The sequence below is a fragment of the Enterococcus timonensis genome (assembly GCF_900104595.1).
Lineage (GTDB): Bacteria > Bacillota > Bacilli > Lactobacillales > Enterococcaceae > Enterococcus_J > Enterococcus_J timonensis.
Map to the genome: position 1 here is coordinate 334,941 of NZ_FNVY01000004.1, position 21,958 is coordinate 356,898.

The 21,958-nt window shown below is 38.8% G+C and carries 22 protein-coding genes; 8 read left to right on the forward strand and 14 right to left on the reverse strand.

Annotated features, from left to right (window positions below; genetic code table 11):
- Positions 1-67 precede the first annotated feature (67 nt).
- Complete coding sequence (locus tag BQ5341_RS06200; protein ID WP_158661771.1) at positions 68-2,275, forward strand: heavy metal translocating P-type ATPase; 2,208 nt, start codon at positions 68-70, stop codon at positions 2,273-2,275.
- A gap of 39 nt (positions 2,276-2,314) precedes the next feature.
- On the opposite strand, the gene BQ5341_RS06205 is transcribed toward BQ5341_RS06200, so the two are convergent.
- A complete protein-coding gene (locus tag BQ5341_RS06205; RefSeq protein WP_071131165.1) occupies positions 2,315-2,869 on the reverse strand; it encodes an HD domain-containing protein in 555 nt (184 codons plus the stop codon).
- The gene (locus BQ5341_RS06210; protein ID WP_071131166.1) at positions 2,870-3,226 is read right to left on the reverse strand and encodes an iron-sulfur cluster biosynthesis family protein; all 357 of its coding nucleotides are present in this window, start codon (positions 3,224-3,226) and stop codon (positions 2,870-2,872) included.
- Between the two features lie 147 nt (positions 3,227-3,373).
- Here BQ5341_RS06210 and BQ5341_RS06215 point away from each other — a divergent pair, with 147 nt between their 5' ends.
- Together BQ5341_RS06215 and BQ5341_RS06220 are read left to right on the forward strand one after the other, a co-directional pair.
- Positions 3,374-3,610: a DUF1858 domain-containing protein gene (locus BQ5341_RS06215; RefSeq protein WP_071131167.1), complete on the forward strand. Its 237-nt coding sequence runs from the start codon at positions 3,374-3,376 to the stop codon at positions 3,608-3,610.
- Positions 3,603-4,949: a DUF438 domain-containing protein gene (locus tag BQ5341_RS06220; protein ID WP_071131168.1), complete on the forward strand. Its 1,347-nt coding sequence runs from the start codon at positions 3,603-3,605 to the stop codon at positions 4,947-4,949. The genes BQ5341_RS06215 and BQ5341_RS06220 overlap by 8 nt, the downstream gene beginning before the upstream one ends.
- Before the next feature lie 47 nt (positions 4,950-4,996).
- On the opposite strand, the gene BQ5341_RS06225 is transcribed toward BQ5341_RS06220, so the two are convergent.
- On the reverse strand, positions 4,997-5,800 hold the full coding sequence (locus BQ5341_RS06225) for an ABC transporter ATP-binding protein (protein ID WP_106396179.1): 804 nt from the start codon (positions 5,798-5,800) through the stop codon (positions 4,997-4,999).
- 8 nt (positions 5,801-5,808) lie between these two features.
- Positions 5,809-6,684, reverse strand: coding sequence for an ABC transporter permease (locus BQ5341_RS06230; protein WP_071131170.1), 876 nt, complete (start codon positions 6,682-6,684; stop codon positions 5,809-5,811).
- A 549-nt stretch (positions 6,685-7,233) separates the two neighbouring features.
- Between BQ5341_RS06230 and efp the strand changes: the two genes are divergently transcribed.
- Positions 7,234-7,797, forward strand: a complete 564-nt coding sequence (gene efp / locus BQ5341_RS06235) for an elongation factor P (RefSeq protein WP_071131171.1) — start codon at positions 7,234-7,236, stop codon at positions 7,795-7,797.
- Between the two features lie 237 nt (positions 7,798-8,034).
- The gene (locus BQ5341_RS06240) at positions 8,035-8,472 is read left to right on the forward strand and encodes a GNAT family N-acetyltransferase (RefSeq protein WP_071131172.1); all 438 of its coding nucleotides are present in this window, start codon (positions 8,035-8,037) and stop codon (positions 8,470-8,472) included.
- Between the two features lie 99 nt (positions 8,473-8,571).
- Here BQ5341_RS06240 and BQ5341_RS06245 read toward each other — a convergent pair whose 3' ends face one another.
- Positions 8,572-9,783: an MDR family MFS transporter gene (locus BQ5341_RS06245; protein ID WP_071131173.1), complete on the reverse strand. Its 1,212-nt coding sequence runs from the start codon at positions 9,781-9,783 to the stop codon at positions 8,572-8,574.
- A gap of 196 nt (positions 9,784-9,979) precedes the next feature.
- Between BQ5341_RS06245 and BQ5341_RS06250 the strand changes: the two genes are divergently transcribed.
- A complete protein-coding gene (locus BQ5341_RS06250; protein WP_071131174.1) occupies positions 9,980-11,677 on the forward strand; it encodes an ABC transporter substrate-binding protein in 1,698 nt (565 codons plus the stop codon).
- Between the two features lie 80 nt (positions 11,678-11,757).
- On the opposite strand, the gene BQ5341_RS06255 is transcribed toward BQ5341_RS06250, so the two are convergent.
- Positions 11,758-12,231 (reverse strand): glutathione peroxidase, encoded by a 474-nt coding sequence (locus BQ5341_RS06255; RefSeq protein ID WP_071131175.1) that lies wholly within the window; start codon positions 12,229-12,231, stop codon positions 11,758-11,760.
- Positions 12,232-12,603 (reverse strand): Lin0512 family protein, encoded by a 372-nt coding sequence (locus BQ5341_RS06260; protein WP_071131176.1) that lies wholly within the window; start codon positions 12,601-12,603, stop codon positions 12,232-12,234.
- 90 nt (positions 12,604-12,693) lie between these two features.
- Here BQ5341_RS06260 and BQ5341_RS06265 point away from each other — a divergent pair, with 90 nt between their 5' ends.
- Positions 12,694-13,011: a hypothetical protein gene (locus BQ5341_RS06265; protein WP_106396180.1), complete on the forward strand. Its 318-nt coding sequence runs from the start codon at positions 12,694-12,696 to the stop codon at positions 13,009-13,011.
- Between the two features lie 189 nt (positions 13,012-13,200).
- Here the strand turns inward: BQ5341_RS06265 and BQ5341_RS06270 are convergent, their stop codons facing one another.
- From BQ5341_RS06270 to BQ5341_RS06300, 7 genes are all read right to left on the reverse strand, one after another.
- Positions 13,201-14,499 carry a dihydrolipoyl dehydrogenase family protein gene (locus BQ5341_RS06270; RefSeq protein WP_071131177.1) on the reverse strand — a complete coding sequence of 433 codons (1,299 nt, stop codon included), beginning with the start codon at positions 14,497-14,499 and terminating at the stop codon, positions 13,201-13,203.
- Position 14,500: 1 nt separating this feature from the next.
- Positions 14,501-15,448: an ABC transporter ATP-binding protein gene (locus tag BQ5341_RS06275; protein WP_071131178.1), complete on the reverse strand. Its 948-nt coding sequence runs from the start codon at positions 15,446-15,448 to the stop codon at positions 14,501-14,503.
- Positions 15,448-16,974, reverse strand: coding sequence for an ABC transporter permease/substrate-binding protein (locus BQ5341_RS06280; RefSeq protein WP_071131179.1), 1,527 nt, complete (start codon positions 16,972-16,974; stop codon positions 15,448-15,450). The genes BQ5341_RS06275 and BQ5341_RS06280 overlap by 1 nt, the downstream gene beginning before the upstream one ends.
- Before the next feature lie 365 nt (positions 16,975-17,339).
- The gene (locus tag BQ5341_RS06285; protein ID WP_071131180.1) at positions 17,340-17,978 is read right to left on the reverse strand and encodes a FusB/FusC family EF-G-binding protein; all 639 of its coding nucleotides are present in this window, start codon (positions 17,976-17,978) and stop codon (positions 17,340-17,342) included.
- Between the two features lie 183 nt (positions 17,979-18,161).
- Positions 18,162-19,445 (reverse strand): NAD(P)H-dependent oxidoreductase, encoded by a 1,284-nt coding sequence (locus tag BQ5341_RS06290; protein ID WP_071131181.1) that lies wholly within the window; start codon positions 19,443-19,445, stop codon positions 18,162-18,164.
- Between the two features lie 14 nt (positions 19,446-19,459).
- Positions 19,460-20,068: an NADPH-dependent FMN reductase gene (locus BQ5341_RS06295; RefSeq protein WP_071131182.1), complete on the reverse strand. Its 609-nt coding sequence runs from the start codon at positions 20,066-20,068 to the stop codon at positions 19,460-19,462.
- A gap of 23 nt (positions 20,069-20,091) precedes the next feature.
- Positions 20,092-20,997 (reverse strand): FAD:protein FMN transferase, encoded by a 906-nt coding sequence (locus BQ5341_RS06300; protein WP_106396202.1) that lies wholly within the window; start codon positions 20,995-20,997, stop codon positions 20,092-20,094.
- A gap of 460 nt (positions 20,998-21,457) precedes the next feature.
- Between BQ5341_RS06300 and BQ5341_RS06305 the strand changes: the two genes are divergently transcribed.
- Positions 21,458-21,856 carry a VOC family protein gene (locus tag BQ5341_RS06305; RefSeq protein ID WP_071131183.1) on the forward strand — a complete coding sequence of 133 codons (399 nt, stop codon included), beginning with the start codon at positions 21,458-21,460 and terminating at the stop codon, positions 21,854-21,856.
- The last annotated feature ends 102 nt before the right edge of the window (positions 21,857-21,958 follow it).

Here is a 21,958-nt window from a genome sequence, read left to right on the forward strand (position 1 = left end):
TCATCCATCAGAAAAAATGAATCATGACATGCACGATATGAAAAATATGGCAGACATGAATCACGACATGAAAAATATGAACCATGATCATGCGCAACACGATCATAGCGAACACAGTATGCACGACATGGAAAACATGGATCACGATCATAGCGAACATGAGATGCACGACATGCACAATATGAATCACGATCATGCGAATCACGACATGAACAATATGAATCACGACCATGCGAATCACGACATGAACAATATGAATCATAATCACGCCCAACACGACATGAAACATATGGATCACGATATGTCGGGGATGGATCACTCGATGCACATGGGAAACTTCAAACAAAAATTCTGGCTTTCCTTAGTTTTAGCCATTCCAATTATTATTTTATCGCCTATGATGGGCATCTCTTTACCTTTCCAATTTACTTTTCCAGGTAGCTCGTGGGTAGTCTTAATTTTAGCGACGATTTTATTTATTTACGGTGGACAGCCATTTTTATCCGGCGCTAAAATGGAACTTTCCATGAAAAATCCCGGCATGATGACTTTAATTGCTATGGGGATTTCCGTTTCTTACGTTTATAGTTTGTATGCTTTCGTGATGAATCTTATGGCGCCGCAGCAACACGTGATGGATTTCTTCTGGGAGCTAGCCACGCTAATTGTCATTATGTTGCTGGGCCATTGGATTGAAATGAACGCGGTGACCAACGCTTCTTCGGCTTTGAAAAAGTTAGCCGAATTATTACCGGATTCTGTCGTCCGTCTAACGAAAACGGGCGAAGAAAAAATTTCATTAACAGAGGTTGCTAAAGGCGATCAGCTAAAAGTTTTAGCAGGAGACAAAATGCCGACTGATGGTGTGGTGATTTCTGGAAATACCACGGTTGATGAATCGGCAATTACTGGTGAAGCAAAAGGCGTGAAAAAAAATTCTGGCGATAAAGTGATTGGCGGATCTGTTAACGGGCAAGGAACTATTACGATTGAAGTTTCTGCTACGGGTGCAGAAGGTTATTTGGCCCAAGTAATGGAACTGGTTCGTCGGGCGCAACAAGAAAAGTCACGCCTCGAATCTCTTTCAGATCGTGTAGCCAAATGGTTATTTTATGTCGCTTTAATTGCCGGCATTGCAGCTTTTCTAGTTTGGCTGCTGGTCGCTGATTTATCGACGGCTTTAGAGCGAATGGTGACGGTCTTTGTAATTGCCTGTCCCCATGCTTTAGGCCTGGCGATTCCATTGGTGGTGGCGCGAAGTACTTCAATCGCCGCGCAAAATGGTTTATTATTGAAAAAACGTTCCGCTTTAGAAACCGGCGAAGCGATTGATACAGTGGTTCTAGATAAAACCGGGACATTGACCGCTGGAAAATTCACTATGCAAAAATTAATTTTAACTTCTGATCAATTGTCAGAAGACGAGACACTAGCATTTCTCGGCGCCTTGGAACAAGATGGCAATCATCCGATTGCTATTGGCATGATGAACGAGCTGAAAAATAGAAATGTGACGCCACATAAAGCTAGCGAAGTGGCAAATTTATCCGGGATTGGTTTATCTGGAACAGTTGACGGCAAAAAAGTTGAAATTATTAACGAAAAAGAATTAGATAAACGCCAAATTACTTTTGATGAAAAATTAATTACTGATTTTAAACAAAAAGGTTCAACGTTAAGTTTCCTTTTAATTGACGGAAAATTAATGGCGATTGTCGCTTTAGGTGATGAAATTAAACCAGAAGCAAAAACATTTATTAAAGCTTTGAAAGAACGGAACATCACACCAGTCATGTTGACCGGGGACAATGAACAAGCGGCCAAAGTAGTTAGCGAATTTTTAGGAATCGATGAATATTTTGGCGGCTTATTGCCACAAGACAAAGAAAAAATTGTCTCGAAATATATTTCAGAAGGCAAAAAAGTTATGATGGTGGGCGATGGAATTAATGACGCGCCAAGTTTGGCCAAAGCAACGATTGGGATGGCGATTGGTGCCGGAACCGATATTGCCATTGAGTCTGCCGATGTGGTGTTGACCAACTCGAATCCTGAAGATATTTTGCATTTTCTTGATTTAGCGAAAGTTACTAAGCGCAAAATGATTCAAAATCTTTGGTGGGGAGCCGGCTACAATATTATTACGATTCCACTTGCCGCTGGAGTTTTAGCTCCGATTGGGATTATTTTAAGCCCGGCAGTCGGTGCGGTGTTAATGTCGTTATCCACTGTGGTAGTGGCGATTAATGCCATGTTATTGCGATTGAAAAAATAAAAAAAAAGACTTGCCGAAAATTTTTCGGCAAGTCTTTTTTTACGATTCGAGATTTTCTTTCGTTTGTTCATCTAACAATTCCCGTAAAGGTTGCAGACGGGAATCTGCAAAAAACTTTTTCCCATAATTTAAATTAAATTCATAATCAAAATTCTCGGGGTTCTTTCCTTGATTGTGCTGCAAAATCGTTTCCGCTTTATCTAACGCTTTAATTAAATGAGCTTCCGGACTGGAATTCGTTTGATATTCAGCAAAAATTTCTCGGAATTTTTTTTGCATCTCTAACGGTAGGGCATTTGTTATTTGTTCAAACACTTGATTTTCTTCTTGGTCTTTCATTTTTTTATCTGGAAGACTGGCCGCAGAAATATCACCGGTGACACTCTCAGCTAAGTCATGGATTAAGGCCATCACTAAAGCTTTTTGTCCATCAACTTCTGGAAATTGCGGCAAAAAACAAGCGGTCATCAGCGCTAGACGCCAAGAATGTTCCGCTGTTGTTTCTTGACGACCGTCATGATCCCATGCTGTGCGCAATGTTTTTTTCAATGGTTCCACAAGTTGTAAAAAGTCGAGAATGGCAGCGTCGTTCATTTATTCCCGTCCTCGAAAGTCAACGATGCCCACATTGCCATCTACTAAGCCGGAGACACTATTTAAAACTAGATTTTGATAACGAGGATTGACGGTTAAACTTGGACTTTCGCCGATGTAATCAGCAGAATATCCTTTAATGCCAATCGGTCCCACCTCAGAATCAAGCTGCGTGCCGTAATCTTTGAGATCTTGCGTTTTATCGACAACTAAAATGCGAAAAGAAATATCTAATGAACAAATACCGAATTTGGAAAATTTTCCGACGCCATCGTCAAGATCAAGTAAAAGGGCGGTCTCGTCGTTTAAATAAGGTTGTAATTTTGCAACTGCTTCTGGACTTAATGTAATTTTCATATTGATCCCTCCTTGCCCTAATCATACGAGGAATAAGCGGACTTGCAAAGATATTTGCCTAAGATTTTGGTCCTTGAAAAATTTGCGAAATAGCGGTAAAGTGAATGTGTTCTCAATTACTGATGAATATTCTCAATTGGAGGCTTTATGAAAAAAATTAATTTGCAAACGAGTGTCTATGATTTGATTAAACAAGATCCAGAAATACAAAATATAATGGTTGAACTAGGATTTTCTGATTTGAAAAATCCGGCGATGTTGAACACTGTCGGGCGCTATATGACTTTAGCTAAAGGGAGTCGCTTGAAAAAAATTCCCATGGAAAAAATTACCGTAGCTTTTTTAGCGGCCGGTTTTGAAATAGAAGGAGCAGACCATGAATAAATTAAATACAGTCGAACGGCAGAAAAAAATTGTCGAGATTTTACAACTCCTTCACCAAGGAGGCGAATTTGAAGAAGCAAAACGAATTTTCAACGAGTCTTTTGACGGCGTTGATGTGACAGAAATTACCGCCGCTGAACGTGAATTAATTCAAAGTGGCTTAAATCCTACCGAAATCCAAAAATTATGTAACGTCCATGCCGCCGTTTTTAAAGGTTCGATTACCGATATTCATCGTTCTAACTACGAACACGAGCAACCGGGGCATCCTGTCCATACGTTGAAATTAGAAAATCGCGTCATTACTTCTTTATTAAATGACGAAATTCGCGAAGATTTTGCCAAAATTCAAGACGGTGACTGGTCACAAAAAGAACGACTAGTTGCCGCCTTAACCGATCTTTTACAAATCGATAAACATTATGCGAGAAAAGAAACTTTATTTTTCACTTATATGGAAAAATACGGGATTTCAGCGCCGCCTAAAGTGATGTGGGGCGTAGATGATCGCGTCCGCGAACAAATAAAAGACGCGCTAAATTATTTGCAATCGCCAAAAGCCGCTGTCAATCCTCTGGCGGAAAAATTGGAAGTCGCTTTAACAGAAATTGAAGAAATGATTTTTAAAGAAGAAGAAATTATGATTCCCATGTGTTTGGATGTTTTTTCGCTTGACGACTGGCAAAAAATTACTGAAGATTCGGCGGACATTGGTTATTCATTTATTCCCGAACCTTTGCCTTGGAAACCAAGCAAAGACGCTTTGGCCAAAGAAGTTGATTTTGAAGAGCAACGGCAAGAAAATATTAAACGAGCTAAAATGACCACCGATGCGATTCAAGAAAATTTGCCCCAGACTCCTGAGCAACAACATTTCGACTGGGAGCAAGAAGAAAATTCTGCTAAACAAATTGTTTTTGAAACTGGGATTTTACAATTGGATCAACTTTTAGGATTGTTTCAAGTCTTACCAGTCGATTTAACTTTTGTCGACCATAAGGACCGCGTAAAATTTTATTCTGAAGGACACAAGCGCGTTTTCCCACGGACAAAATCAGTGGTAGGACGCCTAGTAGTGAACTGTCATCCGCCAAAAAGTATGCATGTGGTGCAAACCATTCTTGACGATTTCCGCGCCGGAACTAGAGACGCGGCTGATTTTTGGATTGACCTTAAAGGAACGATGGTTTACATCCGTTACTTTGCTGTTCGGGATGCCGATCAAAAATATCTCGGCTGTCTAGAAGTAACCCAAGATATTACAGAAATTCAAAAATTAAAAGGCACCAAACGTTTGCTTGAAGAAGACGCCGCTACTGACGCTGCCGCAGAAAAATAAAAAAAACAAATCGCCGAATCCAATTTTTCGGCGATTTGTTTTTTATTTTAGGCAGATAAAATTTGTTGATCGCCTAAGTCTTGACCAGCTTTTTCACTAAATAAATCCATGACTTCTTTTGGCGTCAATGCTTTTTTACTACTTTCATCGAGGTCCAAAATAACTTCCCCTTGGTTAAGCATTAACAAACGATTGCCATATTGAATGGCATCTTTAATATTATGGGTCACCATAAACGCCGTCAGCTGTTTTTCAGCGATTAACTGGCAGGTGAGTTCCATAACGACTTTGGCGGTTTTTGGATCTAAGGCGGCGGTGTGTTCATCTAACAATAATAATTCAGGCGCTTTAATCGTGGCCATTAATAAGGTTAATGCTTGCCGTTGTCCACCAGAGAGCAAGCCCATTTTCATTTTTAAGCGAGATTCTAAATCAAGATTTAAGCGAGCAACTTGTTCTTGAAAAATTTTTTGGTTTTCTTTTTTCAAAGCTTTCGTCAATTTTTTTCCCGAACCTCGAAGAGAGGCTAAAGTTAAATTTTCTTCAATTGATAAATTAGCCGCAGAACCTAATTTTGGATCTTGGAAAACGCGAGAAATTTTTTGCGCTTTTTCTAGTGGAGAATAGTGACGTAAATTTTTCTCTAAAAGTTCTACCGTGCCGCTAGTTGGTGTCATGAGCCCAGCAATAGTCGAAAGTAAGGTGGATTTTCCTGCGCCATTGCCGCCGATAATTGTCACAAATTCTCCAGGAGCTAAAGTTAAATTAATATTTTTTAGCGCTTGGTGTTCATTTTCCGTACCCGCTTCAAAAACTTGTTGGACATTTTCTAATTTTAAGACGTTCATCACTATTCCTCCTAATTTTTTTTGCGTAATTTTAATCGTGGCAAACTTAAAGCTAAAATCAAAACTAGCGCTGAGGCTAATTTTGTATCGGTTGGTTCGACGTTAAATTCAAAAACAATTCCTAAGATCAAACGATATAAAACTGAACCTACCACAATGGCAATCATTTGCCCTAAAAGACCGGCTTTTTTAAATAAAACTTCTCCAATAATCACCGAGGCCAGTCCAATAACAATCGTGCCAATGCCCGAATTTACATCGGCAAAGCCATTATTTTGAACGAGAAGAGCGCCGGATAAAGCGACGAGTCCATTAGAAATCATGTAGCCAGCAACGCGCATTTTTTGATTGCTGATGCCATTGGTTTGCGCCATCATAGGATTGTCGCCGGTAGCTCGTAAAGACAAGCCCAGTTCCGTTTTAAAAAACCACTGCAGAACAATTAACACCAAAATTGCCAATAACAAACCAATAATAATAACGGCAACTTGTTTTGTGAGACCAGCATTTTGAAGAAAACTAAAAATTGTATTTTCGCCTAGCAAAGGAATATTTGGTGCGTTCATAATTCGCGAAGTTATGGAAAAAAGTCCCGTCATAGTAATAATCCCTGCTAATAAGGCGGGAATTTTTAAAACTGTGTGTAAAAGGGCGGTGACAAGTCCAGCAATAGTTCCGCCTAAAAGTCCTAAGAGCGTGGCAACAACAGGCGAGACGCCACTTGTAATAGCTACAGCCGCAATTCCGCCGCCTAAAGGAAACGATCCTTCAGCTGTCATATCAGGAATATCGAGAATACGAAAAGTAAGAAAGACACCTAAAGCCAAAAAGCTCCATAAAAGTCCTTGAGCTGTTGCTGATGAGAGTAAAGTAATAATAGTTTCCATAATGACCTCCTAAAAATTTTTTAAAAACAAAAAAATCCACCTAGATAAACTAGGTGGATTGCACAGAAGCCACCTAGAATCTACGTGGCCGCAAAAAAAGATTAGCTCACCGTAGATACAAACGCATTGTTTGTATCCACAGTTTCATGAATACAAACCTATCTAAAGTAGCTAAAGAAAAAGTTATTTTGTTGGTTGAGGTTTGTTTTCATGAGATAAGCTCCTTGCTTGAATTTTTATTTAGTATACCACCTGTCAGAAATTCGTCAAGAGTTTTTATGAAAATTTTCAGGAAATTCTTGAAAGTACCACGTAATTTGGGGAAATTTGCGAAACCCTATTTTTCGGCATAAAAATATGGCATAATGGAACGTAATGATTATTTTAACTAAAAAAGGGAGGTTGCTTGATGAATACTTGGCAGGTGAAAAAAATTTTCAAATCAATTTCTGCGCCGGTTTTTGCCTTGAGTTTAAAAAAGCAAAAGCCTCCGAACAAAAATAAATAGTTTTGCTTCATCAAAAATAAAACAACTAAAGGAGAATGAACATGTTATCAGCAAGCGAACTTAGAGCAGGTATGACCTATGAACAAGATGGAAAATTAATTAAAGTATTGGAAAGCTCCCACCACAAACCAGGAAAAGGCAACACCGTGATGCGTTTGAAATTAAAAGACGTCCGCACTGGATCCGTTGTTGACACCACGATGCGTCCAGAAGAAAAAGTAGAACAAGCGATTTTGGAAACAAAACCTGTTCAATATTTATACACAATGGACGACACAGCCAACTTTATGGATTTGGAAACTTACGAACAATATGAAATTCCTGTTGAAGATATTCAAAATGAATTGAAATTTATGTTGGAAAACATGGAAGTAAAAATTCAATTTTACGGAACAGAAGTCATCGGCGTCATCGTGCCAACGACTGTTGTTTTGCAAGTAGTAGAAACCCAACCATCCATTAAAGGCGCCACTGTAACAGGGTCCGGCAAACCGGCCACTATGGAAACAGGCGTCGTAGTAAACGTCCCTGACTTCATCAGCACCGGCGAATATTTAGAAGTAAACACCGTCGAAGGAACGTATCAAAAACGCGCCACGAAATAAAGTGATGTGAAAAAAAGGATGTCGAAAGTGCGTTGAGCGGTGTAGAGAATTAGGAAAATTTTTCGAAAATCCCGATTTTGGATTTTTAAAAATTTTATCTATTCTCCTAACCGCTGCACTTGAGACACCGTTAAAAAGGATGTCGAAAGTGCGATTAGAGACGTAGAGAATTATCTTTTTTCCTAGTCACTGCGCCTAAGACACTGTTTATCAAAGTTAGTAGGAGTCTGAAAAATAATGATAATCAGAATTGCTCAGTTATCTGATACTAAGTACATTCAAAAAGTAAATAATGAGGAGTTGCACTACAACTATTCGTTAGAAAAAACGAAAGAAAAAGTTGAGTTGTTACTTTCGTTAAACTGGCAAGTGATTTATGTCGCTGAAATCGACGGAGAATTTGCCGGCTACATTCAAGCACAACAATATATTGGTACGTTTGCCGATTTATTTGTCAATATTATGGGACTGGCTGTTTTGAGCAAGCACCAAGGTCATGGTGTTGGAAAAGCGCTGATGGTTAAATCCGAGCAATGGGCTAAAGAAATTGGTGCTGTCGGGATCAGATTAAACTCCGGAGCCAAGCGGACTGAGGCCCACAAATTCTATGAAAAAATTGGCTATGAAAAGTCCAAATATCAAGCGAAGTTTCAAAAAATTTTTACTGAAGTTTGATTAATGAAAATGAAAATTTTTAAAGGCGAAGACATTATTTATTCATGTCTTCGCCTTTTTTTGTGAAATTTTGTATGTTTTTGCCGGATCAAAGAGCGTCTATTCTTTTTTCTTCTTTAAGGAAATGGTCGTCAAAGTAATGGCGATGATTCCAAGTAAAAAAATTGTCAGCATCATGCCGGTAGAGCTTAAATATGGTGAAATAATCAGCATCGCCGCACCAACTAATTTGCCTAGTTGGAAAATAGTACCATTTAAAGCGAGGTAAGCCCCGCGATTGTTCATATCTACTAATTCAGCCAACTTTGCTTGCCGAGTGGGAACGTACAAAAGTTCCCCGATGGACAACACAACGCTTGATAACACCACAATCCAAAAATTTGTCGTAAACGCCAGCAAGCCAAAGCCTAATGCAAATAAACTGACACCCATTTTAAAAATTTTCGTTGGATTTTGTTTACTGATTAATCTAGCAACAGGAGCTGTTAAAATAACAATCAAAAAAGTGTTAATGGTCGTTGAGAGGCTGAGCATTTTGACACCGTTCAGAACGATACCGGCAAAGTCCATTGGCTGAAAATTTCCAGCCAGATGAACGGAGATATAATTATTTCGTTGGTTTTCAATTCCTAAAATCGCAATGCCACCTAGAGTGAAAATAAGAAAACGATGATCCCGGGCAACTTCGCGATAACTTCTTAAAACGGCGCCCAATCCTAGCATATGACTTTTTTTGCTGACCGCATGGGTTTCATTAATAAAATGATAAGTAAGATAAGTGGTAAGAAGATTGATAACTAATAAAAACAGCAACAAAACAAAAAAATAATCTTCAAAGAACCAACCACCAATCATAATACCTAACATCAAAGAAAGATTGCTAGCCCAATAACTAATTGCATACATAAATGACCGATTTTCCTCAGTCGACACGTCCACCAGCATCGCCTCACTGGCGGGATTAATTAATCCGGAAGCAAGATTTTGTCCTAGCATCATCACAAATGTCAGCGCAGGATTATAAAACCAAGGGGAATTGACGACGATAATGCCAACGGTTGTAAAACATTTGACAAGTTCACCGCCAAATAAAATTTTGCGGCGGCCAATAACATCGGTTAAATGCCCGCCATAGACACCAGCTAAAAATGAAGCGACGACATTAAACATCACGAGTGTGCCAGCGACTTCAACTGAGTAAGCTTTGGTAAAGTAAATCGCCATAAAAGGAAAAATCAAGGAACTGCCGAAGCGACTTAAAAACTGAATTTCAATTCTGGTACGAATATTTGGATGCAAAGTTTTCCACATAATGGTTGCAAACCTCCCTTTTTGTAATATTATAAAAGAGACAAGTTCTTTTAAAAATAGACAATTTAAAAATTTTATGTCCACTTTTATTAAGTAATGGCAGGTGGAAACTTGTCAGTAAGCTAATTTTTGTCCAGCCAGCAGTCGTTTTAGAAAATGAATTGAACAATTAGTATTTCAAAAGGGGAAATCATTTATGCAAGAATATTTTAAGTTGCGACTATTCTTTAAAGAAAATAGTACCACTTTTTCATTAAGCGAGTTGGCTTTTTCTTGGGAAGTTTCGACAAAACAAGCCCGGCGCCGTCTGCAAAAATTTCAAGAAGAAAACTTGCTAACTTTTACTCCTGGACTCGGTCGCGGCAATCTTTCGAAAATTAGTTTTAATAGTTCGTTTCAACAAGAGTATAGCGAGGCCGTCGCTTTTGCCTTAAATCAGGAAAATTTTAAAGAGTTGAGTACGCTGTTAGATTTGCCCGTGCCGGCTGAATGGTTGCAGCCTTTTTATCAAGAAATACAAAAACATTTTGGTGTGACAACTGATAATGAAGAGTTTACCGTGATGCGGCAATTTATGATCCGGCCCCTGACGACGCTTGATCCGCTGAAGACCTCGATTTTTCGCGAGGTGAATATTCTCTATCAGTTAGGCGATTGTCTAGTAAAAATCAATGACGGAAAGCTTTTGCCTGGTTTAGCTCATCATTGGCAATTTAATTCGGAGAATCTTAGTTGGACATTTTATTTGCGCAAGGGGGTTTTATTTCATCACGGAAAAATATTGACCAGTGAAGATATTAGCTATACTTTCAAACGAATTCTTGACAGCTTTCGTCCATGGCAACTGGAACACTTAGTAAAAATTGTGCCTGCGGGCCAGTATCGTGTGACTTTTTATTTTAACCAAGAAGAGCCGTTGTTTCCAGCTTATTTAATAAGTTCATTATTTATTATTTTACCTAGTGATCGGCCTTTTTCTCCGGAAAATTGGAGTGGGACCGGGGCTTTTCGTTTGAAAGAAAATAATCAACAGCAAAGTGTCTTACATGCGTTTGATCAATATTATGACAAGCGCCCGCTACTTGATGAGGTGCAATTAATTGTCATGGATACTGACGAAAAAAAAAATCGGCAAGAGCTTTTAAAACGTGGGTACAAATTAGTTCAACAAGAAACTAGTGGCGTGGAATTTTTAGTGACCAATATGAAAAAGAACTCTGTCTTGCAAAAGCAAAAAGTACGACAAGCACTTTATGAGATAGCCGATCTTGCAAACTATCCGAACCGTCATGGGGAACTAGCTAGTCATTATTTTTCAAGTGATGAAAATAAGGAGGAAATCCCTCAGAAAAGTTTGATAACAGCGCAACGATATTTAAAAGAAGCAAATTATCAAGGAGAAGAAGTGATCTTAGGATATGTGGAATATGCTCAAAAAGCCCAAGAGTTTGCCCAGTGGCTGCAAAAGCGAGCTAAAAAAGTTGGCCTTCATTTAAAAATTGTCGGTTTTTCTTTTACCAATGAATTTTATAATGATTTTATTGAAAAAAATGTCGATGTCGTCTCGTTAGGTGATATTCCAGTGGCAGGCTCACTTTTTCCTTATTTGGAGTTTATCGCCAGTCCGACTTTGTTGATTCAGCGCTTGTTAGATGAACCGGCGCAAAAATATTTGGCGGAAATGATTGAATCGTATAAATTAGCGCCGATTACGGAGCGGTGCGCTGAGGATTTACAAATTGATCAATGGTTGACTAGCACATACCGGGTAATTTATACCATTCACCCGCAAAAAGAACATTTTATTCATCCGGTATTGGCAGGGTTAAATGCGCTAGCTTTAGAAAATTATGATTACCGTTTGGCGTGGACGGGTGATGGAAATGATTTTTGAAAATCAAAAAAAGGAAGCAGCAGAGTGCTTCCTTCGTTGATCAGACAATATTATTTAAAAAAATTTTTTGGCGAATTTTTTTATTTTAAATATTCTTCAATTTTTTCAGTCATTTTTAATGGCGATGTTTGAGGAGCAAAGCGAGTGACGGTTTTTCCATCGGGGCTGATTAAAAATTTGGTGAAGTTCCATTTAATCGCCTCACCCAACGTTCCACCAGCCGCTTCTTTTAAATATTTGAAAACAGGTTGCGTATTCGGTCCGTTCACATCATTAATTTCATGCATTGGAAAAGTCACGCCATAAGTCAGGCGACACTGCTCTTCAGCTTTTTGGCTGTCGTCGACTTCTTGTTTAAATTGATTCGAAGGAAATCCTAACACCACTAAACCTTGAGGACCGTATTGTTGATATAATTTTTCCAAAATTTCAAACTGAGGAGCCAAGCCGCATTTGGTGGCGGTGTTGACAATCACGATGGGGTGTCCTTGGTATTTTTCCAGCGAATAAGTTGCACCATCTGCGGTGGTAGCATTCAAATCATAAATTGACATTTATTTTTCCTCCTCATAATAAACTTCAACTGAAGCAATCACGATATACATCAGCTCATTGTGATCATTTTTTTCCGACAAATAAATGCCGCTCGTAGTTTTCATTCCGCCAACTTGCAAATCTAGCGTGACAGTGCCATAAGGAATTAATTTTTTGACCGCCGCTTGATCCAGTTCGGAAAAATCAGCAGGAAGGGCGAGTTTAACCACAACTTCCATCGCATTTAAATTTCCATCTGGCAAAAGATCAACAATGCCCGGCATCGAATTATGATAAATGGCGTTGCGCACCGCACGTTCGCTAGCTTTTGTAACATCTTGCCCATGAACATCGACGCCCATCCCAGTTTGAATAAATAGTAATTTTTTCATAGTTCACCTCTTGTTATAGTTTACCACACGGCGAAATTTGTAGCCTATTAGAAAGTTTCCGCTTATAATAAATCGAAGGATGTGTTTGCTTTGTACAATGAAGAAAGTTTTTTAGAAATTGGTTTGCACGTGGTTTATTTACCAGCCGAAATGGAAAATGGCCAACTGACTTATCAAGTGTTTTTAAAAGAATTACCGCTATTTTTAGGTGCTGGTGCCTCAAAACAAGCGGCTTTAATGCAACTGACTGAAAAATATTTGGCTTATCGAGAAAAAGTATTAGCCGACCAAGCCTTAGAGCAAGAAGAAACCGAAGAAGAAAAAACAATGCAGTTAGCAATCGACGAATTATTGCGTTATTACGACGGAGAAACATTCGACGGCTTTCAACTGTCGGATAAAGAGTAGCGATGATTTGACTGACACGTAGCAAAATTAGGAGCTATTTTAAAATAATTATATTTAAGACGAGTAGCTAAAGTTAGATTTTTAATCTGACGACGGCTACTCGTCTTAAACGGAAACAAATGAAAAACCCAGAAAAAATTAGCACTTTTAGCTAATTTTTTCTGGGTATTTTTTTGAAACGATCCAATTTTATTGAAGAAAATAATCTAAATCTGAGGCAATGGTTGGATAAGCAAAGATTTTCTTGGCTAATGTTTCACTCGTCCATTTCTCATCAATCGCAATGGCGAAAAAATTAATCAGCTCTTCGGCGTTACGAGATAACACAGCGGCGCCAAGTAAAGTTTTATCAGCATTGAAACTCAATTTAACGAGCGCTTTTTCTTCTTTGATGCGAGCGGCGGTGTACCAATGCGTCATGTTTATTATTTTACTATCCGCTGCGACAGTTCCTACTTGGGCCAATTTTTCCCGGGCAAAAAGGACGGTGGGGATTGCCGGATAAGCGATAGGTTCTGAATGGCCTAATAAAAATTGAGCGATATAATTTCCTTCAAAACTGGAGACCGGCGTGAGCTTGGCTTGTTTTTTATCTAAAACATCCCCTAGCGCAAAAATATGCGGCTGATTCGTTTGCAAAAATTCATTCACGACAATTCCTTTTTTATTAAAAGTGACGCCGGCTTTTTCTAATCCCAAATCGGTGTTAGCAGGGCGTCCGGTCGCACTTAATACAAAATCAGCTTGTCCCGAAAAATCTCCGCCAGTAACTAAAAATCTGCCATCTTTTTCTACAATTTTTTCCACATCAATGTCGACAAGATATTGTCCTTGATTTTTTTTAAATAGCGCAATATATTCATCAGCCAACTTAGAATCGAATCCTTTTAAAGCCTGGGAGCTCCGATTTAAAATGGTCACTTCACTACCAAATCCAGCGGCTAAATGAGCAAGTTCAAAGGCGATGTAACCTGCACCAATAATAATTATTTTTTTCGGTAGCTTTTCTAAGGCGAGAAAATCAGTGCTAGTTTTTAAAAATTCACTTCCGGGAAATTTTGGCAAATTCGAATGAGCACCCGTAGCAATAATAAATTTTTCTGCCTCGATTTTTTCTTTGTCAACAAGAATTGTATGAGCATCTAAAAAATTTGCTTGGCCGAAGAAAGTTTTAATACCGGCGGCGTTAAACCCTTTTTTTGTATTCTTAGAAACAGGATCGGTGAAGGATTTTTTAAATGCAGCAGCTTGTGAAAAATCAACCTCACCGGCAACTTTTACGCCAAAGTCAACTAACGCTTCTCCAGCTGCTTGGGCTTCTAACGGCGCTAGCAAAACTTTTTTGGGATCACAGCCGTCATTAGGACACGTGCCGCCAAATAATCTACGTTCGATGACCGCAACACGTAAGCCGGATTTTTTTAGCGGGTAAGCACAACTTGAAGCGCCGGGGCCGCTACCAATAATGACTACATCGAATTTTTCCATGTTACACCTCTTCTTGACTAATTTTTTTCAAAAATTCTTGGATAGTTAAATAGCCTAAAACGCGCTGTCCTTGTGTGAGATTAACACCTTCAGTGGTAGAAAAAACTTGTAATATTTCTTTTATCGAGGTATCTACTGAAACTTTGGGCGCTTCTTTATTTTCTTTAGCTAAATCAAAATGATGGAGATGCTCAGCTAAAGTTTGTTTTAGAAAATGCTTTTCATCCGCAGTATCTTTAAAAAATTGTTGGACAAATTCCGTTGCCGGTTCATTAATAATTTTTTCTGGCCGATCGCATTGAACGATTTTTCCTTCGTGCATCACGGCAATTCGCGTCCCTAAACGCAAAGCTTCTTGCATATTGTGGGTAACAAAAACGATGGTCGTTTGTAATTTTTCATGCAACGACAATACTAAATCTTGCAAACTCGTGCGTGAAATAGGATCCAGTGCCGAAAAGGGTTCATCCATTAAAATAATATCCGGCTCACTAGCAATTGCCCGCAAAATACCAATCCGCTGTTGCTCACCGCCAGATAATTCTTCAGGCATCCGCTGAGCATAAACGTCTGGATCTAAGCCAACATCAGCTAACAGGTGGCGAGTAGTTTTATGGCGTTTTTCTTTACTCCAACCTAACATTTCCGGAATAACTTCAATATTTTCTTGGACGGTCATAGTAGGGAAGAGGGCAATTTCTTGAAGGACGTAACCCATTTGCCAACGAACTTTTTGCAAATTATAGCTACTTAAATTTTTTTCTTTAAAATAAATCTCACCACTACTAGGTTGAATCAAGCCGTTGATCATTTTTAAAGTGGTGGTTTTTCCGCTACCGGAAGGGCCGACGAGGACAAAAATTTCGCCAGTGGCAATTTCAAAATTTAAATCTTGCAAAACTTTCTGCTCACCATATATTTTTTCCACATCTTTCATAGCTAAAATCATTAGTCCACCTCCAGTAAATCATGTTGTTGTAAATAATCTTTAGCGACTTCTTGTGGGGTTTTCTTTTCCACATTGACGGCATAATTCATAGTTACCATTTCATCTTCGGTAATTTTTCCAGCGAGTTTATTTAAAGCTTCCACAATTTCTGGATGCGTTTTGGCGAAACTCGTTTTCATTAAAGGAGCGCCGCGATACGATGGAAATAACTGCAAATCATCCGTTAAAGTGATCAAATCATATTCTTTAATTTGGCTATCGGTGGAATAACCGTCGATAATGTCTACATCATCATTCATTAAAGCCTGATAACGCAAGGACGGTTCCATACTTTGCACCGAAGAAAATTCCAGTCCATATAAAGTTTGCATGCCGGCATAACCATCCGTCCGATCAATAAATTCTAACGTAAATCCAGCGCGAATTTCATTTTGAATCGGCAATAAATCAGAAATATTTTCCAAGCCATGTTCCTGGGCAAATGCTCTTGTCACAGCTACCGTATAAGTATTTTCATAAGCCATTGGTGGAAGTAAAGTCATGGAAAATTGTTCTTGGAGTAAATCGGTGGCCAAAGTGGCGGTCTCTTCTGGCGATAAACTGGCGGGATCTTGATCGTTTTTCACCAGACTCGCTAAGACAGTTCCAGTAAATTCAGGATAAATATCGATTTGATCATTTTCTAAGGCGCTAAATAAAAAGCTCGTTTTACCGAAATTTTCTTTAACGGTCACTTTTACATCAGAATTTTCTTCAATTAATTGCTGATACATCGCCGTTAAAATAGTCGGCTCAGCCCCTAATTTTCCAGCGATGACAATTTCTTCAGTAGCGCCAGGCCGATTTTGCGCCCAAGTTAAGCCACCGATACCTAGCAAAAAAATAAGTAAAACAGCTACCGTCACGCGCGGGCGCCGATTTTGTAAAAAACGAATGAGAAAACTAAAAGTAATTGCCAATAAAGCAGAACTGATGGCCCCGATAATTGTCAGCTGCGGCGTGTTGCGATCAATGCCCAATAAAATAAAAGTTCCCAAACCGCCAGCGCCAATTAAAGCCGCTAAAGTCGCGGTGCCAATAATTAAAACGAGGGCGGTGCGAATGCCAGAAATAATTACAGGTAGAGCAATCGGAATTTCCACTTTCCATAATTTGCGCCATTTACTCATACCAAAAGCAGTCGCCGCTTCTTCAATCGACGGCTGAATCCCAGAAAGACCCAGATATGTATTTTGAAAAATAGGTAATAGAGCATATATAATCAAAGCAATCAGCGCCGGCGTTGTGCCGATGCCGACAATTGGAATTAATAAACCTAACAATGCTAGTGACGGAATAGTTTGCAAGACGCTAGTAATTTGTAAAATAATCTCAGCACCTTTTTTATGAGGCGCCAAAATAATCCCCAAAGGAATGGCAATCAAACAAGCAATCAAAAGGGCAGTCAGTGAAATAATCAAATGTTGTAAAAGAGCGGCCAAAAGTTCCTCTCGACGCTCCACCAAAGTTGTCCAAAATGTATTCATATATCCTCCAAAGTAAAAGTTTCTCTTTTAAGTTTACCGCACAAAAAAGAAATCCGACAAACAAAAGGTCTGTCGGATAAAAAAGGTTGTTAAATTTGCGAATTGACTCGTAGGAAAATAGAAAAATGGTGAATGGACGCAAAGCGGTCAGCAGGCATTTTGTCTTTTTCAAAAGAGTCAGCAAATTTCACACCGAGAAATAGGTTGTGCAATTTGCGAAATGACTCGTAGGAAAATAGAAAAATGGTGAATGAACGCAAAGCGGTCAGCAGGCATTTTGTCTTTTTCAAAAGAGTCAGCAAATTTCACACCGAAAAAAAGGTTGTGCAATTTCCAAATCGCTCGCTAGATAATGAAAACCTTGTCTAGCGCAAATGGTCCAAAAATTTTTGAAAATGTTCGTAGTCATGAAGTTGCTGGTTACAAATCTCACCGTCCACGCAAATATAATTTCCCCGCTTCGTGTAAGTTCCTTCACTACCGGTTTTAGTCGTCGCCATAAAAAGCGCCACATTACTCGTGTGATGACAGATGGCACAAATATTTCGTTTAATATTTGGTGAAAAACTTCCGTAAATACCACGCAGTTGTCCATTTTCGCCGTCGCGTGCTAAAATAAATTTTTTCTGGCTACCGGGATCATTCCAACTCAAATAAGAATAATTTCTTAAATCCCAATTGGCAAAAGCTGGGGGATTTAATTTTTTTACTTTACGAAAAACTTTTTCCATTTGTTTTTGACTAGGCGCTTCAAAAGGACTGACGACATTTTTTAAAAGCACCAATTCTTTTTCTAGGCGAGTTGAATTTATCGTGACGTCATCTAAGTGATTGCAAAACATTACTATTTCTTCGTGATTGCCGCCAATATTGGTAATTCTTTCAAAGGTTAACGCTTGAAAGGTGGCGACTGTTTTTAAATCATTGACACTATTGTAAGCATTGATTAATTGGTGTGCTAAAGCTTCGATGGCGAAATATTCCGCCGGTTGTAAATAAGGCATAATCTTCCTCTTTTCTCAAATTTACTTGTCGAAAATGCCTTGGTCGTAAACAGGCACCGTTTGTACCATTTTGACCACCTCCTTAAAAACTTTATTCATTATAACTTATTTTTATTTAAAATAAAAAAAACAGCTCTTAAAAGATAGCTTGTTTCGCTAACGTTTAAGAGCTGCATATTTTAATTAATCTTTTTTAGAAGCAGAACTTGTAGCATCAGCTACTGGAGCTGCTGAAACTACGGGTGCTTCAGGTTTAGTAGCTGGAGCATCGTCTTCTTTTGAAGCGGAGCTTGTAGCATCAGCCACAGGAGCAACAGGTTTGCTATCAGATTTTGAAGCGGAACTTGTAGCATCGGTGCCGCCAACTAATTTTTGGCCAGTTTGTTTTAAATACCATTCAATAATTGGATTGAAATCTAAAATATATTCGTTGATGCCGACATAATTTCCATCTTCATCATGCATGGCTTGATAATTATGAACCACATATTTATCAGCGTGTTTCGGCACGTGCACCCGAACAACATCTTGTTTACCGCTGCGCAATTGTTGAATAACCCATTCCACATTTTTATAAGCTTTTGGTGGGTGACATTTGGATAAAGGATTCCCTGGTTGTCCTGGAACGCGACCAGCCAACATTTCTTCTTTTGGCTTAGTGTAGTTGTAATATAAAAATTGATTATTGGCATCGGCAAATGTTAATTCCATTGGCATGGAAGCGAGGAACCAATTTAGTTGATCGACGGTTAAAATACCGCGATTTAATTTGACATAACTTTTTCCAGAAACGGCATTGACCTTGGCTTCGGCTTGTTCCACCCAGTCGTCAGCTTCTTTATCTAAACCTTCAATTGTAGTATCCACTTTACCGCGGGCTTGCAAATCTTCAGGTTGAGGTTTCACTTCAAGAGGTGCATTCATAGCTTTAGCGACATTGACAAATTGAATAAATTTATCGATACATAAAGTTAAAAATTTAATCGTGCCTTCGCTAATTAAATCACCATTTTGATCAAAAGCATCTTTCACATTGCCCAATAAAAATTCATTACCAGGCATCACCATTGCGTTAACTCCAGGAGCGTCTAAAATTTGGCGCAAATGTAATTGAGCGCGGGAAGATCCTTGATCGTAATAAGAAGCGCCGACAATCATCACCGGTTTATTTTCCAGTGGATGAATTTTGTAGCTGAGCCATTCTAAAACAGATTTCAAACCAGCAGGAATCGTGTGGTTGTGTTCAGGAGTAGCGATAATCACGCCATCTGCAGTTAAAATTTTGCGGGCTAATCTTTGGATAACTTGTGAGTTGGTGGCATCTTCACTTTGGTTAAACATAGGTACGTCTTTGATTTCTAAAATTTCCAAATCAAATTTTTGATAATAATTTTTCTCGATAAATTCTAAAAGTTTACGGTTATAAGAAAGTTCTGCATTGGATCCAACAATTCCGACGATTTTCATAAATTTTTTCCTCCTTAAATGTTTTCCCAGCTAAAGTTTTCGGCTTCTTTTTTATGTGCTTCATGGGCGTGGTTCAATTGTTGTGAAATATCCACGAAGGTCAAAAAGTCAGCAAAAAGTCCATTTAATGTTTTGGCAACATCTGGATTTGTCAAATTATTATTTTCGTCAAAAGCTTGCAAGGAATGAGCCAATAAAAATTCTGAGCTCGGCATAATCCGCGCTTGTAATTCTGGCGCGTCTAAAATTTGGCGAAGATGAGCTTGCGCCCGGCTAGTTCCTAATGTGCCGTAAGAAGCGCCGACTAGCATAACGGGTTTGTCCACAAAAGGAAAAATCCCAAATGACAACCAGCTTAACGCGTTCATTAATGAAGCGGTAATGGCGTGATCGTATTCTGGTGCGGCGATAATCACACCGTCAGAAGCTTCGATTTTTTCGGCTAATTCAGCAACAACTTCTGGTAATGCTTGGCCTAGTGGTTTGTTGAACATTGGCAACTGTTTAATTTCAGTCACTTCGATTTCCGCTTCTCCTGCAAAATGTTGGCTCATGTATTGCAGCAATTGGCGATTGGTTGATTGATCTGAGTTGGTGCCGACTAATCCAATAAATTTTTTCATTTAAATGACTTCCTTTCAAAATGTTATCCAAAAATAATTTTTTCTTGTAATGCTGGGGTATAAAAAAGTTGTCCGTTCTTAAGAACCACAACCGATTCAATATTAGGAAGCGTAGTTACTGTCGCTAAAATCTTTTCGTAGGGCTGTCCAAATAAACGCGTCGTCCAAATTTCACCGTCGACAGATTTATCAGAAATAATTGTCAAACTGGCGACATTCGTTTCCACCGGATAGCCGGTTTCCGGATTGAAAATATGATGATACGTTTGACCGTGGTCAGTCAACTGTCTTTCATAAATTCCCGAAGTAACGACCGATTGATTGCTCACTTTTATTTGACACAATAAATCATCACGGGCACCTTTTGGATTTTGAATGCCAATATGCCAAGTGCCATCGGTTTGCCGCGGCGAATGGCCGAGCGTCATAACATTTCCGCCAAGATTCAAGAGGGCGGAGTCGACGTTTTCTTCTTTTAAATAATCGATTAAAAGATCGGCGATAAATCCTTTGGCCAGCGCCCCAAGATCGAGACGCATGCCGGCGCGCTTTAGAAAAACAGTCTGTGCTGATTTATTTAAAATAATTTGCGAAAGATCAATTAATTTTAATTTTTCAGCAATCGTGTCGGCAGTTGGAACATTTGCTTCTTTAAAACCAATCCGCCATGTTTGAATCAGCGGGCCAATGGCGATGTTCAGCAAGCTATCAGAAGCTTGACTATTTTCAAGACCAAGAGCAATCAGCTGAAATAATTCCGGCTGAACTTTCACCGGCTTGATGCCAGCAGAAAGATTGACCGCCATTAATTCAGAAGAATCATCATTGGCCGAAAAGCGATGTTCATACATTTTTATCCGGCGCGATAATTCATTTAAAATACGATCCACGTCTTCAGCTACAACGGTAAAATCAATTACTGTCCCCATTAAATGAAGCGTTCGTGTACTATTTTCCAAAATCTCCCCACTTCTTTCAAAAATTTCCAAAACTTCTCCAAATGAAGACATGAGAAAACAGCAACCTGCAAAAGTTAAGGGATTGTGCGCTAAAGATAGCATTTTTGCAAGCCACTGTCACGAAAGATCTCTGATTTCTTTGGAAAAAATTTTTGGCAAGTGGAAAGTAACGAAAAAAGCAGAACATGTATGTATTTTCACATTTGCCACGGATAAATGATACTATTAATGAATAATTTAGTCAATGAAATATTCAAAAATTATATAAATTTAATTTTCTGGAAGGTCGTTTATAGGCGTAAATAATTTTTTTTGAGTGAAAAAAGTAAAATTTTTTTAAAAATAATTAAGCTGGCGCGAAAAAAAAGCAAAAGTTTTGACGATAAAGGGCCATCATGAGACGATTAAAAAACAAAAGGAGGCGTTTTACATGGCAACAAAAGTTTTTGTAACATTTCCGGTTAGCGATTTAATGAAGTCGCGAGATTTTTATCAGGCGCTAGGTTTTAAACAAAATATGACTTATTCCGATGAAACCACCAGCTCAATGGTCTGGGATGAGCATTTTACAGTGATGTTGACGACAAAAGATTTTTATCAAAAATTTATTCCTGGCCGAACGCTAATTGATGCCCGCAAGCAAAATGGTGCTTTAGTAGCATTTTTAATGAATTCAGCCGATGAGGTGCGGGAGTTTGCCAAAGTCGCACAAGAAAATGGCGGATCATTTTATCATTATGAAAGCGGCATTCCGGAAACAGAAATGTTAGGCTATGAAGTAGAGGATTTGGACGGCAATATTTTAGAGCCCACTTGGATGAAAGGATAATAGAATGAAAGGATAAAAGAGAAAAGCGCCCAAAAATTTGGACGCTTTTTTTTGTGTTTTGATTTTGAAAGATTTTTTGATTTACTCATGTATAGAATGCTT

Excerpts from the sequence above, each read along its gene's own strand:
- BQ5341_RS06200 (WP_158661771.1), top strand. The coding sequence starts at position 68 with ATGAAAAATATGAACCATGATCATGCGCAACACGATCATAGCGAACAC.
- BQ5341_RS06205 (WP_071131165.1), bottom strand. The coding sequence starts at position 2,869 with ATGAACGACGCTGCCATTCTCGACTTTTTACAACTTGTGGAACCATTG.
- BQ5341_RS06210 (WP_071131166.1), bottom strand. The coding sequence starts at position 3,226 with ATGAAAATTACATTAAGTCCAGAAGCAGTTGCAAAATTACAACCTTAT.
- BQ5341_RS06215 (WP_071131167.1), top strand. The coding sequence starts at position 3,374 with ATGAAAAAAATTAATTTGCAAACGAGTGTCTATGATTTGATTAAACAA.
- BQ5341_RS06220 (WP_071131168.1), top strand. The coding sequence starts at position 3,603 with ATGAATAAATTAAATACAGTCGAACGGCAGAAAAAAATTGTCGAGATT.
- BQ5341_RS06230 (WP_071131170.1), bottom strand. The coding sequence starts at position 6,684 with ATGGAAACTATTATTACTTTACTCTCATCAGCAACAGCTCAAGGACTT.
- efp (WP_071131171.1), top strand. The coding sequence starts at position 7,234 with ATGTTATCAGCAAGCGAACTTAGAGCAGGTATGACCTATGAACAAGAT.
- BQ5341_RS06240 (WP_071131172.1), top strand. The coding sequence starts at position 8,035 with ATGATAATCAGAATTGCTCAGTTATCTGATACTAAGTACATTCAAAAA.
- BQ5341_RS06245 (WP_071131173.1), bottom strand. The coding sequence starts at position 9,783 with ATGTGGAAAACTTTGCATCCAAATATTCGTACCAGAATTGAAATTCAG.
- BQ5341_RS06250 (WP_071131174.1), top strand. The coding sequence starts at position 9,980 with ATGCAAGAATATTTTAAGTTGCGACTATTCTTTAAAGAAAATAGTACC.
- BQ5341_RS06255 (WP_071131175.1), bottom strand. The coding sequence starts at position 12,231 with ATGTCAATTTATGATTTGAATGCTACCACCGCAGATGGTGCAACTTAT.
- BQ5341_RS06260 (WP_071131176.1), bottom strand. The coding sequence starts at position 12,603 with ATGAAAAAATTACTATTTATTCAAACTGGGATGGGCGTCGATGTTCAT.
- BQ5341_RS06270 (WP_071131177.1), bottom strand. The coding sequence starts at position 14,499 with ATGGAAAAATTCGATGTAGTCATTATTGGTAGCGGCCCCGGCGCTTCA.
- BQ5341_RS06275 (WP_071131178.1), bottom strand. The coding sequence starts at position 15,448 with ATGATTTTAGCTATGAAAGATGTGGAAAAAATATATGGTGAGCAGAAA.
- BQ5341_RS06280 (WP_071131179.1), bottom strand. The coding sequence starts at position 16,974 with ATGAATACATTTTGGACAACTTTGGTGGAGCGTCGAGAGGAACTTTTG.
- BQ5341_RS06285 (WP_071131180.1), bottom strand. The coding sequence starts at position 17,978 with ATGCCTTATTTACAACCGGCGGAATATTTCGCCATCGAAGCTTTAGCA.
- BQ5341_RS06290 (WP_071131181.1), bottom strand. The coding sequence starts at position 19,445 with ATGAAAATCGTCGGAATTGTTGGATCCAATGCAGAACTTTCTTATAAC.
- BQ5341_RS06295 (WP_071131182.1), bottom strand. The coding sequence starts at position 20,068 with ATGAAAAAATTTATTGGATTAGTCGGCACCAACTCAGATCAATCAACC.
- BQ5341_RS06300 (WP_106396202.1), bottom strand. The coding sequence starts at position 20,997 with ATGGGGACAGTAATTGATTTTACCGTTGTAGCTGAAGACGTGGATCGT.
- BQ5341_RS06305 (WP_071131183.1), top strand. The coding sequence starts at position 21,458 with ATGGCAACAAAAGTTTTTGTAACATTTCCGGTTAGCGATTTAATGAAG.